This is a genomic window from Streptococcus sp. 210928-DFI.4.42 (assembly GCF_020554365.1).
Lineage (GTDB): Bacteria > Bacillota > Bacilli > Lactobacillales > Streptococcaceae > Streptococcus > Streptococcus parasanguinis_S.
Map to the genome: position 1 here is coordinate 1 of NZ_JAJCHF010000025.1, position 12,448 is coordinate 12,448.

At 39.5% G+C, this 12,448-nt stretch carries 14 protein-coding genes; 13 read left to right on the plus strand and 1 reads right to left on the minus strand.

Annotated features, from left to right (window positions below; all coding sequences use genetic code 11):
* Positions 1-218: 218 nt before the first annotated feature.
* Genes LIZ08_RS08740 through LIZ08_RS08755 form a run of 4 tightly spaced genes read left to right on the plus strand, consistent with a single transcriptional unit; the run spans position 219 to position 2,859 of the window.
* Positions 219-809 (plus strand): hypothetical protein, encoded by a 591-nt coding sequence (locus LIZ08_RS08740; RefSeq protein ID WP_070595609.1) that lies wholly within the window; start codon positions 219-221, stop codon positions 807-809.
* Between the two features lies 1 nt (position 810).
* Entirely contained in the window at positions 811-2,214 is a 1,404-nt protein-coding gene (locus tag LIZ08_RS08745) for a hypothetical protein (RefSeq protein ID WP_070595607.1), read from the plus strand.
* 13 nt (positions 2,215-2,227) lie between these two features.
* The gene (locus LIZ08_RS08750; RefSeq protein WP_070595605.1) at positions 2,228-2,524 is read left to right on the plus strand and encodes a hypothetical protein; all 297 of its coding nucleotides are present in this window, start codon (positions 2,228-2,230) and stop codon (positions 2,522-2,524) included.
* A gap of 8 nt (positions 2,525-2,532) precedes the next feature.
* Entirely contained in the window at positions 2,533-2,859 is a 327-nt protein-coding gene (locus tag LIZ08_RS08755; RefSeq protein ID WP_031576111.1) for a hypothetical protein, read from the plus strand.
* Positions 2,860-3,784: 925 nt separating this feature from the next.
* Here LIZ08_RS08755 and LIZ08_RS08760 read toward each other — a convergent pair.
* On the minus strand, positions 3,785-3,988 hold the full coding sequence (locus LIZ08_RS08760) for a CsbD family protein (RefSeq protein WP_049489171.1): 204 nt from the start codon (positions 3,986-3,988) through the stop codon (positions 3,785-3,787).
* 319 nt (positions 3,989-4,307) lie between these two features.
* Between LIZ08_RS08760 and LIZ08_RS08765 the strand changes: the two genes are divergently transcribed.
* From LIZ08_RS08765 to LIZ08_RS08805, 9 genes are all read left to right on the plus strand, one after another.
* Complete coding sequence (locus LIZ08_RS08765; RefSeq protein WP_227038687.1) at positions 4,308-4,907, plus strand: rhomboid family intramembrane serine protease; 600 nt, start codon at positions 4,308-4,310, stop codon at positions 4,905-4,907.
* 183 nt (positions 4,908-5,090) lie between these two features.
* Complete coding sequence (locus LIZ08_RS08770; RefSeq protein ID WP_227038688.1) at positions 5,091-6,098, plus strand: NADP-dependent oxidoreductase; 1,008 nt, start codon at positions 5,091-5,093, stop codon at positions 6,096-6,098.
* Positions 6,099-6,111: 13 nt separating this feature from the next.
* On the plus strand, positions 6,112-6,747 hold the full coding sequence (locus LIZ08_RS08775; protein ID WP_227038689.1) for a TetR/AcrR family transcriptional regulator: 636 nt from the start codon (positions 6,112-6,114) through the stop codon (positions 6,745-6,747).
* A gap of 196 nt (positions 6,748-6,943) precedes the next feature.
* Positions 6,944-8,065, plus strand: a complete 1,122-nt coding sequence (locus tag LIZ08_RS08780; RefSeq protein WP_227038690.1) for a VanZ family protein — start codon at positions 6,944-6,946, stop codon at positions 8,063-8,065.
* A gap of 284 nt (positions 8,066-8,349) precedes the next feature.
* Positions 8,350-8,616 carry an ACT domain-containing protein gene (locus LIZ08_RS08785; RefSeq protein ID WP_003004214.1) on the plus strand — a complete coding sequence of 89 codons (267 nt, stop codon included), beginning with the start codon at positions 8,350-8,352 and terminating at the stop codon, positions 8,614-8,616.
* An 18-nt stretch (positions 8,617-8,634) separates the two neighbouring features.
* A complete protein-coding gene (locus LIZ08_RS08790) occupies positions 8,635-9,972 on the plus strand; it encodes a PFL family protein (protein ID WP_227038691.1) in 1,338 nt (445 codons plus the stop codon).
* Between the two features lie 81 nt (positions 9,973-10,053).
* Complete coding sequence (locus LIZ08_RS08795; RefSeq protein WP_227038692.1) at positions 10,054-10,743, plus strand: histidine phosphatase family protein; 690 nt, start codon at positions 10,054-10,056, stop codon at positions 10,741-10,743.
* 123 nt (positions 10,744-10,866) lie between these two features.
* On the plus strand, positions 10,867-11,568 hold the full coding sequence (locus tag LIZ08_RS08800) for a histidine phosphatase family protein (protein WP_227038693.1): 702 nt from the start codon (positions 10,867-10,869) through the stop codon (positions 11,566-11,568).
* On the plus strand, positions 11,552-12,331 hold the full coding sequence (locus LIZ08_RS08805; RefSeq protein WP_003010150.1) for a M15 family metallopeptidase: 780 nt from the start codon (positions 11,552-11,554) through the stop codon (positions 12,329-12,331). Before LIZ08_RS08800 ends, LIZ08_RS08805 begins: the two co-directional genes overlap by 17 nt.
* Positions 12,332-12,448 lie beyond the last annotated feature (117 nt).

A 12,448-nucleotide genomic window follows, 5' to 3' on the forward strand; every position in this document is an offset into this window, starting at 1 on the left:
TGAAATCCATACTTTCCAAACCAGGTCTTAAGAAAGCTCGTAAAGCATCACAATTTAGTAAACGTTAAAACTTATTTACAGATATTGAAAGCATTTCGTATTCAACATACGGGATGCTTTTCTGTTTGGCTTAATGTTACAAATTTGCAATTATGTTATAATAAGTAATATGGTTGCATGAAAAAATGGTGGATAATCAATTAGATCGGAGGCGACTAATGAGAAATAAGGTTACTAAAATAATTGCTATTGTAATCATTCTTATATTTGGAGGAACATATATGTATAATAAGCTGACTAAACCAAATCTTGGCCCCAAAACAGCCAAACTCTATCAGCATGGCTTTCGTTTGCTAGAAGAGCAAATAGGAACCTACATCAAAGAACACTATAGAGGTATTGAGAAGATTGAATTTTCCCCAATATACGTTACAGAGGAAGGGTCAACATTCTCAAATGCGTATGTCCGTCCAACTATTTATGATAAGTATGGAAATAAGGCTACTCTAGGAACTCCAATTAATAACTATAATCCAAGCAGTTTTGGTATCGTTTCTCATGTTCTTCTCAATTTTGATGGAGGCGGGAATGAAGCTATAGATTTAAAGGACTCCAATGGAAATAATATCGATGTTTCTAAAGCACAGCACCTGCCTGATGAAGCAAAACTAATTAGAGAATCCTCTACGGATGGTAATATTAAATTATTGGTTGATAATGGTCAATTAAAAGGGGTAGTAAAAGATGAAAAAGGAAGTCCATATGCTGAGATTGTTTATAATGATGACTTAAGAAAAGGAGATATATAATATGGCTTTATCTAATGAAGAAGTACAGAGATTACAGTTTGGTCTTAAAAATAATGTTAGGGAAAAGCCAGGAAAAGTACTAAATTATAAAATAAATGGTGAAGACAGATATTTCCAAATCGTTAACAGCATGGATGCTACTACCCAAGCAATTGCCTTTGTCCCTGTTGATGATCCAAAAGGTAATAATCCAAATTATCAAGAAACAACGATAGTTGTTGCTGGAACTCAAATACCCTTTGAAAATTCTAAAGAATTGGGGAATCAACCTTATTTTTTTAAAAAGAATAGAGATATTGTTGATTCGTCTGAAAGAGCATTCTTTGCTAGTGGGGCGTTTGGTATATTTCCAGGAATGCTAACTCCCCAAGCAGATGATATTGATATGTTTTATCAAATTACTGAAGAGAAAATAAAATCTCATAATGGTATAATTTCTAATATGTCTGGGCATAGTCAAGCAGGACCTGGCGTAGCTTATACAGCTTCAAAGTATGGCCTTAAAGAGAATCGGACTATTAAAGTTACAAATTTCATGGATTTCGCAGCTAAAAAAGCTGTAGATACAGGTGGTATTTCAAAGGAACAGGTAGCCTATCTTAATAAGAACGCTACGATCTATAGAGATAGTAGAAGGGACGTTGTTAAACTTGATGGTAATGGTGGTGCAGTTCCCTATGGAAAAACAATGATGTTTGAAGTTATTGGAGACGAAGATGGACATTCACCACGAACACCTGTATTAAAGGGAAATGCTTTAGATATCGATTATTATTATAAAAAAAACCTTTTCGCCTCTGGCATGACTGAAAAGCAGGTCCGAAAGATAGCGGAATATAAAGCAAAGAATTTTAAACCAAATTTAGGAATTGTTAATTATGGGTTAGAAGATATTTTTGATAGGCCGGAGTTTTATATTAACGGGTATTTAAATAATTACGGTCCTTTTGCTCCTGAACCAACTAAACAAGATTTAATCACTTTAAATATCAAACAAATAAAAGAGATAAAGGCCTCTTTGAAGTCTAGTTCTGGTAGTAAAAAAATTAGTTTAAGAGAAGAATTGGTCCGAGTAAGTGCGGAAACCACGAAACTTCAAGCTGAGGTTTACGAAGAAGAAATTAAATCAAAAATTGAATCTGAAAAGGAAAAGGTTTCTCAAAAAATTTCATCCCTCAAATCTGAAGCATATAGTATTGCTCGTCACTTATCATCTAGTGAAGTAGAGGTTCTATTATCTGAACTAAGTTTGGATACTGCATGGAACAGTGGGAAAGAGACAAAAACTATCACTTCAGCAAGCGATTATAGGAATAGAATGTCTCAAATTTCAGATAATCTGAATAAAGTTGCTGATAGAATTATTGAAAGTGATCAAATAGGTGCCAAGATTTTTAGCAATTAAAAGGAGTTAATGAATGATTGAACCGAATACTGAAGATCGATTAGAAGCAGAGCGCATAAAAACTGAATACATGAAAGTTCAAGAACGATTGGCAATCCAGGCTCTAGTTTCAGCAACAAAAGGTGTCCTAATGGCTGAAGGGGCTATTTTACAAACTTGGCTGGCTAATCAGGCGTTTAAAATGCAGAATTTTGCCACTTCTCAAGTACCTGCTTCTCTAGAAGGAGGATTAACTGGGGGTGCTGCTGATGCAATTAATAAAACTTTAACTGAAGTACCTGAACCTGATCTGTCCAGCCCAATACTTTAGGAGAATACATGAATATTAATGATAAAATTAATAAAGTCGAGAGTGATCATCAAGCTTTCAGAAGAAAAGTAGCAGATTATGAATTAGATTATCAAGATATGAAGCGAGATGCAAAAAGACTATATGAAGATATAACTGACTTTATCATCTCCTATTGTCATAAACATAATCAAGAACTTCCAATACATGAATTGCAGCAATTAGAAGAAAATAGAGATAATTTTGAAAAGAGAATTTCTAGGTTTGAAACTAGATTAAGCCAAACGTATCAGGAAGAAAATAAACTTTATAATAAAAGCATGGAATCTCTTGAAGAAGAAAAGAAGAAGGTGTAACTCCTATCACTATTTATAATACTTTATAGTAATACTACTTGCTCCAATTGTCCGAAAATTTGTGTAAATTCCAAATTGAAAATGAACTAATTTTTGATAGCGATTCCTTTTATTTATAAATACGTCAACTCGTTGTAAAGATTGTTTGATCAAGATTTTTTGGAGAATCCAGATGTTGTTTTTTTCTCTACCTATTTTTCTAAAACTGAGAAAAATCTGATATAATAAGCTTTGTAGGTGTGTTATATCAATACTTACAGAACTAAACTATTCCCCTATTTAAAAAATATTGATTCAAATTTTATGAAATGAATAAGTAGTTTTAGTTCTGAAAAGACTTGATATTACGCTGTTTTTAGTCCAACTGAAACTCATACTTTCCAAACCAGGTCTTAAGAAAGCTCGTAAAGCTTCACAATTTAGTAAACGTTAATTCGAAAGAATTACAATATTTACAAAGAACACCTTTCGAGGTGTTCTTTGTATGTTTTCATACTAAATTGTGGCAGTTGATGTAGTTGTTGTGGCTTTAGCCACTTACAAATACGGCTGCAATTCGACGAAGTCAATTGCCTCTAAACGTTAATTCGTTACTGGAATACAGAATACAAGCGAAAACATTTTACATCTTGCAAGGTGTTTTTATCTATGAGAACTGGCGGTGCGTAATTAGGATAGCTCTAGCGACTTTAGTCGCGTAGAGATATGCTATGCACAGTTGCCCCAAGAAAACAAGCGAAGCGATATTTGAATGGATAGCAACCACTGCACGCAAAATGTTAATTCGAAGGAATTACTATACTTACAAAGAGCACCCTTCGGGGTGTTTTTTCTATACCTAAGATAAATGGAAAATAAAAACCCACCCTATCTTCCACAGTCAAACATGACTGTAGAAAATAGAGTGGGTCTAGGATGTTAAAGACTATTTGTCGTCTTTATGAAAGATATTTTTAACGCCCTTGATAGCTCCTTCGACAGCTTCTTTTGCATCTTCAGCAACTTCTTTTGCTTTTGAAGCAACTTTTTCAGCAGTGCCTTCAGCTTCTGTTTTTGTATCGCCGGTTAATTTACCAAGGCCTTCTTTAACAGAGCCTTTTACTTGGTTCAATTTTTCTTCTAATGACATAGCGTCACCTCCATGAAGTTAGTCGTTTATTTCTCTGAATGCAATACTGTTGATTTAAAAAAATAAAAAATATTTGTCTCAGATTAGAATGAGTATATTCTTTTTAAAATAGAAAGTCAAATTTTTGCTACGGCTAAAAAACAGGATCGCTTTCCGGTCACGAATAATGACCGACTAATAAGTCACGATATTTCGTTTTTCCAGCAAAGATTTGAAACGAAAGAAGCAAAAAACTTTTTCTGTCTCCAATGAAATAAATGGTATAATAATCGTGAATGGAAACATCGTAACGCTGTTTTTTGAAAAAGAGAAGATAAATATGAAAAGAATCCTCACAATCTACCCGGTTATCAGTACTTTAGCTCTAATCTGTTTGTTGCTCGGTCTAATGACTTCCTTTTATGGGGATGCTATGTATGATCTATTGGCCTTTCATTCGAAGCCGGTCTATGGTTGGCAATATGTCAGTGGGACCCTGATGCACGGCAGTAAAGGAGCCCCTATCTGGTTTTTATGGGTCCATTTGTTGTTAAATGGACTCATGATACTTCCTTTCGGAGGACTGCTAGAAAGAAAAGGAGGCTCCAGACAAGTCTTGATTGTTTTTGTGACGGCGACAGTCCTTTCTTCCATCGTTTTTAACCTCTTAACCCAGGGGCAAGACATTCAGGCGACAGGAATCTCTGCTGTAGGATACGCCTTTGTAACCGGTGGAGTCATGCTCCTGCCAAACGTGTGGAAAGAATTTTCACGCACCGTAAAATGGCTTTATCTATTCTTAATTTTTCTATCTGGCCTCATGCTCTTACCAGCAATTACCGGATGGATCTCAACGCTATTGCATCTTTCAGGGATTGTGAGTTATCTATTGGTCTTTATCGGAAGTAATATCTTGAAGGGGAGAGTTAAAAGTTCCTGATATAGTAAATGCAAGGTAGGGTCATTCCTAACAGACGCTCAAGAGGAGAATCTTGGGCGTTTTTTTTGATAAAAATTTTTTGCATTCTTTTAATTGAAGCTATCATTGAATAGTGGCTAGTTGTATGCTATAATAATCAAAAATTGAGTGATCACTCAATTTTGCAATGGAGGTATGTATTGTATGACTGTGAAAACTATTCAATTTCATCGGTTTGGTAATATAGATGTCTTAGAATTAGCAGAAGTAGAACCAGAACCACTAAAGGAAAATCAAGTAAGGGTCAAGGTAGCTGCCGTAGGATTAAACCCGGTAGATTATAAGATTTTTAAGGGTGTTAAACAGCTTCGAATGCTATCCCTTTTAATGAAACTAAGGCATCCTAGTAGATGGTTTGAGAAAACTTCTTCTTTATTCCCCAGAGGCGTTGCACGTGATTTTGCTGGGACGATCATTGAAGTAGGTAAGAGTGTGACTCAGTTTTCGGTAGGAGATAGAGTCTTTGGGACGATTATAAGTGCACCTGGTCTTGGTTCAAAAAGAGGAGCATTAGCAACTGAGATTTGTGTGAAGGAGACGGAGATCGCTTCTATGCCATCTAATATTGATTTTCTGCATGGATCAGTCTTGGGGGTTAGTTCCTTAACGGTAGGAGGAGCTTTTCGAAAAATTAATATTGGAACTAAGGATACAATTGTCATTTCAGGTGCATCTGGAGGAATTGGATCGATTGCAGTACAATATGCTGTTTCAAAAGGTGCCAGAGTTATTGGAATAGCTAGTGCTGGTAATGCGGACTACCTCAGATCGATCGGTGCCATCCCGATTTCCTATCATGAATCGATCAAAGAAAAAATTCAAGAACTTTCAGGAGTAACTGTTACCAAGATGTTGGATTGTTATGGGGGAGACTATGTAAAATTAGGCTTCCAATTGGGTTTGAGAGGTGATCAAATTGCTACCCTGGTTCCATCTCCTTCTGCTATCTTGAAAGGAGTTCAATTTACAGGCCCACGGCATTCACAATATGATGACTTCCTATCACTTGCAGAACTTGTTTCCAAAGGGGAAATTTCAGTTCGTTTGGATAAAATCTATCCATTTTCATTACCCGAAATAAAAGAAGCATACAAGGATCTTGAAAAAGGGCATACAAGAGGAAAACGTGTGATTGTGATTCAAGAGGAGTGAGGAGGAAAGGAAAATGGTTGATCTAAATCAAGCTTGTGTTCGTCAAATTCAACTCATGAGATTGAGTGATAAACAAAAACGTGTTCTAATTGCCAGTTTAACCTTGTTTTCTGAAATCGGTTTTGAAAAAACTACATCGCTTGACATTGCACGCCGAGCGGAAGTATCAGAAGGGACTGTTTTTAGCTATTTTAAAACAAAAGAAGGCATACTCAATACGCTTCTTCTCTTGTTTTTTGATCAGGTCATACCTGAAACAATTGAATTGTTTACTGATCAAAAAGTTCTGTGTAACGATGAAAGTGTTACAGTTTTTTTTCGGAGTATGATCGAAGATCGACTAAATTTTCTGATCAACAATAGAGATATTATTAAAATTCTCTTTTCAAGGTGTTTAATTGATTCATCTTGGTTTGAAAAAACAGAGAGCATTGTTCAGAACAATATTGTAACGCCACTCAATCCTATTTTAGATAACTATAAGGGGAAAGGGGAGCTGGTTAATTGGCCTAACGAACGAATCATTCGTAATATTATCTCCTTAATGCTATCATATGCTGTGCCATCCATACTAAATAGTAAAGCAATTGATGTAGGAAAAGTTTCAGATGAGATGATTGAAATTCTAGCGAATAGGATAGTCTTGTGATTCCTATTTTATACTAACGATGTTACCGTGAGAGAATTCATCTTTGATTTTAGTTCAATAAGGAGCTCAAAAAATGAAATGAACTCCTCTTCCTTGACTCTTCCTCTACCAGGCCGTATAATATTCTATATCAATGAAGAAATCACCTTTTGTCATTGTGCAAAGGGTGATTTTATAACGAAAAAAAGGAGACACAATGGGGTATATCTCTACTATTAAAACGGCTGTTCAGCTCTTTCCTTTCCTGGCATTTTTGCTGACCTTGCCCTACATGATTTTGAATTATCGAAAATATGGTTCGGTCAATAAATTGCGGGTGCTGATTTTCTATTCTTTTATGCTTTACTTGATGACGGTCTATCTCTTGGTGATCTTGCCTCTGCCAGATCCAAGTAAGATTCATACTAGCTACTCGGAAATGGTCAATCTCCAACCTTTTGCTTTTGTAGTGGATTTTTTCAAGGAGAGCCCCTTTAATTTAGCGCAGACTGGTACTTGGATTCAAGCCCTTAAGCATCCAACTTTTTATGTGCCTGCCTTTAATGTCCTAATGTTGATTCCTTTTGGGATGTATCTACGCTATTATTTCAAGTGTGGTTTTAAGAAAACGATTCTCCTGACAGCCCTCTTTAGTTTCTTTTTGGAGTTGACCCAGTTATCAGGTCTCTATTTTATGTATCCGGGCCCTTACCGCCTAGCAGATGTCGATGATATTATTCAAAATACCACTGGTGGTGGAGTGGGTTATCTGCTTGGTTGGTTCCTGGTTTGGTTATTGCCGACACGAGACGAAATTGACGAGCATTCTTTCCGAGTAGGGACGAAAGTATCTGGTTTCCGGATGGGTCTTGCCTTCTTGATCGACTTTGTGATGCTATCCTTGCTTTACGCGGTAATCGAGCGTTTAGAGACGATTCCTTATGTAGCGGTTTTGGCTGTTTATTTTGGCTTGATTCCCTTGTGGCGGGGCAAAACCTTGGGAATGGCTTTATTGAAATTCCGCTTGCATTTTGACAAGCAAAAATGGCTTCGCACCATCTGGCGGGGAATCCTGGTAGTAGGTTATTTCTATCTGATTCCTCAAGGGTTGTTCTATTTGATTTCGCTCTTGAATAGCGATTTGACGGACAATTCCCTCTTAACCCTGTCCATGATTTTATTGCTCTTCTTTATGCTTTTATTGTACCTGATTCTCACTCTTGCCATCGTCTTACTCAATCGTCGCTTTCCCTTTGACCGTCTAGCTGGGGCTGAGTATGAGAGTACGGTGCGCGTGAAGAAAGAGCTCTTAAAAGATGAAACTGAATCGTCAAAATAGAGAGAGTGGGACAGAAATCGGTAATTCGTTAGAATTCGATTTCGTCGTCTCACCTCCGCACAGTTGAGTAGGGCTGTAAAAGCTGATGAAATCAGCGTAGTAGAGCCCACGCAACCACTGCGTCTTGCTCGACAATCCAAAAACAATAAAGAGGCTAGGACTTCTGTCCCAGCCTCTTTATTTTTTTATACACGTTTAATATATCCGAACGTTCCCAGTTGAGAAGGGCGATTTTAAGGGGATTGTGCTACAATGGAAGCAAATAGATAGAATGGAGCAGTGAAATGAAAGCAATTATTACAGTCGTTGGAAAAGACCAAAAAGGAATCGTAGCGGGTGTTGCAACGAAAGTGGCAGAATTAGGACTCAATATCGATGATATCTCTCAAACCGTATTGGATGAATACTTTACCATGATGGCGGTTGTATCGTCAGATGAGAAAAAAGATTTCACACAGCTCCGTTCAGAGTTGGAAGAATTCGGACAGTCTCTGCATGTGAAAATCAATATCCAAAGCGCAGCGATTTTTGATGCCATGCACAATTTGTAAGATAGGGGTTGAGAATTTATGGACATTAAACAGGTAACAGAAACCATTGCCATGATTGAGGAGCAGAACTTCGATGTTCGGACTATCACCATGGGGATTTCGCTTCTCGATTGTATTGATCCGGATATCGAAAAGGCAGCGGAAAAAGTCTACCATAAGATTGTGACCAAGGCCAAAGATTTGGTGGCTGTGGGGGATGAGATTGCGGCAGAACTCGGCATTCCAATTGTGAATAAACGGGTTTCGGTCACTCCAATTTCTATTATCGGGGCAGCAACCAATGCGACAGACTATGTACCATTTGCCAAGGCACTAGATCGTGCAGCCAAAGAAGTTGGGGTTAACTTTATCGGTGGTTTCTCAGCCCTGGTTCAAAAAGGCTACCAAAAGGGGGATGAAATCCTCATCAATTCCATTCCTCGTGCCCTTGCAGAGACGGATTTTGTCTGCTCTTCAGTTAATATTGGATCGACAAAGACAGGGATCAATATGACCGCTGTCCGAGATATGGGCCGTATCATTAAAGAAGCATCTCAAGCAGATCCAATGGGGCCCGGTAAGCTTGTGGTCTTTGCCAATGCGGTAGAAGATAATCCCTTTATGGCGGGTGCCTTCCACGGTGTCGGTGAAGCGGATGTTGTCATCAACGTTGGGGTTTCAGGACCAGGTGTCGTCCAACGGGCCATCGAAAAAGTACCAGGCGCTAGCTTTGATGTATTGGCTGAAACAGTCAAGAAGACAGCTTTCAAAATCACTCGTGTCGGGCAATTAGTGGGTCAAATGGCTAGTGAACGTCTCGGTGTTGAGTTTGGGATTGTAGACTTGTCTCTCGCACCAACGCCAGCTGTTGGGGATTCGGTTGCTCGTGTCCTTGAAGCGATGGGGCTTGAAGTAGTAGGAACCCACGGGACAACAGCAGCACTAGCTTTGCTCAATGACCAAGTGAAAAAAGGCGGGATCATGGCTTGTAACCAAGTCGGTGGGTTGTCAGGTGCCTTCATTCCGGTCTCAGAAGATGAAGGGATGATTGCGGCGGTCCAATCAGGCCATATCAACCTGGAAAAATTGGAAGCCATGACAGCCATCTGCTCGGTCGGTCTGGATATGATTGCCATCCCAGCTGATACTCCAGATACAACCATTGCGGCCATGATCGCCGATGAAGCAGCTATCGGAGTGATCAATCAAAAGACAACAGCCGTTCGGATCATTCCTTATGGAAAAGAAGGCGATATGTTAGAGCTCGGTGGACTTCTTGGATCTGCTCCGGTGATGAAGGTCAACAAAGCTTCATCAGCTGACTTTATTTCCCGTGGTGGTCAAATTCCTGCTCCGGTTCATAGCTTTAAAAACTAAGAGAAATCTAGTATAATAGTAGAAAATAGAAAAGTCTGTGATGATGAAACTCCAGACTTTTTTCTTGCAAAAGGAGACAAGATGGCTAAAACGAGATTATTTGTGATACGTCATGGGAGAACCATGTTTAATACTATTGGCCGTGCTCAAGGATGGTCCGATACGCCTTTGACAGCAGAAGGAGAACGAGGGATTCAGGCTCTAGGAATTGGCTTGCGTGAGTCTGGTTTAGAGTTTACTCGAGCTTATTCCAGTGATTCTGGCCGTGCCATTCAGACCATGGGGATCATTCTCGATGAATTGAGTTTGAAAGACCAGATTCCTTATCGCTTTGACAAACGGATCCGCGAGTGGTGTTTTGGTAGCTTTGATGGGGCCTACGGTGGGGAGCTCTTTCACGGTGTCGTGCCGCGCGTGCTAGATGTAGAAGACTATAAGACCTTGACCTTGGAAGACTTGGCCAATGGCATTTGCCGAGTGGACACAGCAAATTGGGCTGAACCATGGGAAGTCTTGAAAAACCGAATCCTAGAAGGTTTTGAAGCTATTGCCAAAGAAGTAGAAGAAAATGGTGGAGGCAATGCCTTGGTGGTCAGCCATAGTTGGACCATTCAGACCTTGGTCTGCTTGATCGAAGGAAAACCAAATCTCAATTTGCCTCTTTCAAACGGTAGTGTTACCCTTGTAGAATATGAAGATGGAAAATTGACGGTTAAGGGGGTTGGAGAGAGCAGTTACCGTGAGGTCGGTGAAAGCTTGCAAGAATCCTAGTCCGTCCTGAAAGGCTGACCCTTTGGTCATGGCCTTTTCTTTCTCTCAAAACTTGTAAGAGCTTTCCTACTTTCTTTTTACAAAAAATGATATAATGAAAGAGATACATACGGAGGTAATACAATGACAAAAACCAGATTATATATTGCTCGTCATGGAAAAACCATGTTTAATACCATTGGGCGAGCACAGGGCTGGTCAGACACTCCGCTGACAGAAGCAGGAGAGCGTGGGATTAGAGAATTAGGGCTTGGCCTTAAGGAAGCAGGTCTTTCTTTTGAGGAGGCTGTTTCAAGTGATTCTGGTCGAACTATTCAAACCATGGGAATTGTTCTTCAAGAGCTTGGTTTGACAGGGAAAACCCCTTATCATTATGACAAACGGATCCGCGAGTGGTGTTTTGGTAGCTTCGACGGTGCCTATGATGGCGAGCTCTTTATGGGGGTTTTACCCCGTGTCTTTAAGGTCGATGATTTCCATCGGTTGAGTTTAATGGAGTTGGCAGAAGGGATCGTTGAAGTGGATACCACGGGTTGGGCTGAATCCTGGAGCGCCTTGAGTGGCCGAATCTTAGAAGGATTTGAAGCTATTGCAAAAGAGGTAGAAGCAGCTGGTGGTGGGAATGCGATTGTTGTCAGCCACGGCATGACCATTACGACTTTGATTTATCTCATCGATCCGAAAGCAGTCGAAGAATTGGTCTTGGACAACGGAAGTGTAACGGTTTTGGCCTATGAGGATGGCGCCTTTCATATTGAAAAGATTGGAGATCTGTCCTATCGTAAGGTTGGAGCAAAACTCTTAGAGGATGGCCATGACAAATAAGTATAGACGCGCAAGAAAAAAACGTAAGAAATGGTGGCCCTACCTATTGAGTTTCTTTCTTCTTGTGGTCCTTGGATCAGGAATTGGTGCTTACTTGGCTAAACCAAGCTTGTTTTCAGGGCTTCAGTTTTGGAAGGCAAAAAAAACAGCTGTAACGACTCCCTCTTCTTCTAAGAAAAAGAAAGAAAAATCAGATTTACCAGCTGTTTCGACAAAAGACTGGCAGTTGATCTTGGTCAATCGTGACAATGTGAAGCCAGAGTTGAACCCGCAATTGACAGATGTGGATGCTATCAAAGTGGATAGTCGGATTGTAGAACCAACTCGTCAATTTTTAGAAGCGGCTCGAAAAATTGCCCCAGAAGAAACCTTGATATCAGGCTATCGAAGTGTGGCCGAGCAAACAGAGCTCTATAATGAACGTGTTTCGCAACTAGAGGCTAGCGGCCTTTCGCACGAAGAAGCTGAAAAGCAGGTACAGACCCAGGTACAGGTTCCTGGTGCTAGTGAACACCAGACGGGGCTTGCGATCGATATGAGTGTCGAAGCTGGCCAAAGTGATGAGTTGGGCTTGCAGCTGGCTGCCATCGCACCACAATATGGCTTTGTGCTTCGCTACCCAGATGGGAAGAGCAACATCACGGGTGTGAATTTTGAGAATTGGCATTTCCGTTATGTTGGCGTAGAAAATGCTCAGTATATGGCCAAGCATCAGCTAGTATTGGAAGAATATATTCAGCTCTTGAAAAAAGCTGGCAAATAAGAGGAGATTTACTTCTCTAGGTCTTAAGAATGATTTTTAGCACTCTTGAAAAAAGAGTGCTAATTTTTTGGTTTTTTCTCTTGACTTTCTTTTGGATGGGTGTATAATAGAATCATG

Coding starts and splice junctions, on each gene's coding strand:
- LIZ08_RS08740 (WP_070595609.1), top strand. CDS start 219: ATGAGAAATAAGGTTACTAAAATAATTGCTATTGTAATCATTCTTATA.
- LIZ08_RS08745 (WP_070595607.1), top strand. CDS start 811: ATGGCTTTATCTAATGAAGAAGTACAGAGATTACAGTTTGGTCTTAAA.
- LIZ08_RS08750 (WP_070595605.1), top strand. CDS start 2,228: ATGATTGAACCGAATACTGAAGATCGATTAGAAGCAGAGCGCATAAAA.
- LIZ08_RS08755 (WP_031576111.1), top strand. CDS start 2,533: ATGAATATTAATGATAAAATTAATAAAGTCGAGAGTGATCATCAAGCT.
- LIZ08_RS08760 (WP_049489171.1), bottom strand. CDS start 3,988: ATGTCATTAGAAGAAAAATTGAACCAAGTAAAAGGCTCTGTTAAAGAA.
- LIZ08_RS08765 (WP_227038687.1), top strand. CDS start 4,308: ATGAAAAGAATCCTCACAATCTACCCGGTTATCAGTACTTTAGCTCTA.
- LIZ08_RS08770 (WP_227038688.1), top strand. CDS start 5,091: ATGACTGTGAAAACTATTCAATTTCATCGGTTTGGTAATATAGATGTC.
- LIZ08_RS08775 (WP_227038689.1), top strand. CDS start 6,112: ATGGTTGATCTAAATCAAGCTTGTGTTCGTCAAATTCAACTCATGAGA.
- LIZ08_RS08780 (WP_227038690.1), top strand. CDS start 6,944: ATGGGGTATATCTCTACTATTAAAACGGCTGTTCAGCTCTTTCCTTTC.
- LIZ08_RS08785 (WP_003004214.1), top strand. CDS start 8,350: ATGAAAGCAATTATTACAGTCGTTGGAAAAGACCAAAAAGGAATCGTA.
- LIZ08_RS08790 (WP_227038691.1), top strand. CDS start 8,635: ATGGACATTAAACAGGTAACAGAAACCATTGCCATGATTGAGGAGCAG.
- LIZ08_RS08795 (WP_227038692.1), top strand. CDS start 10,054: ATGGCTAAAACGAGATTATTTGTGATACGTCATGGGAGAACCATGTTT.
- LIZ08_RS08800 (WP_227038693.1), top strand. CDS start 10,867: ATGACAAAAACCAGATTATATATTGCTCGTCATGGAAAAACCATGTTT.
- LIZ08_RS08805 (WP_003010150.1), top strand. CDS start 11,552: ATGGCCATGACAAATAAGTATAGACGCGCAAGAAAAAAACGTAAGAAA.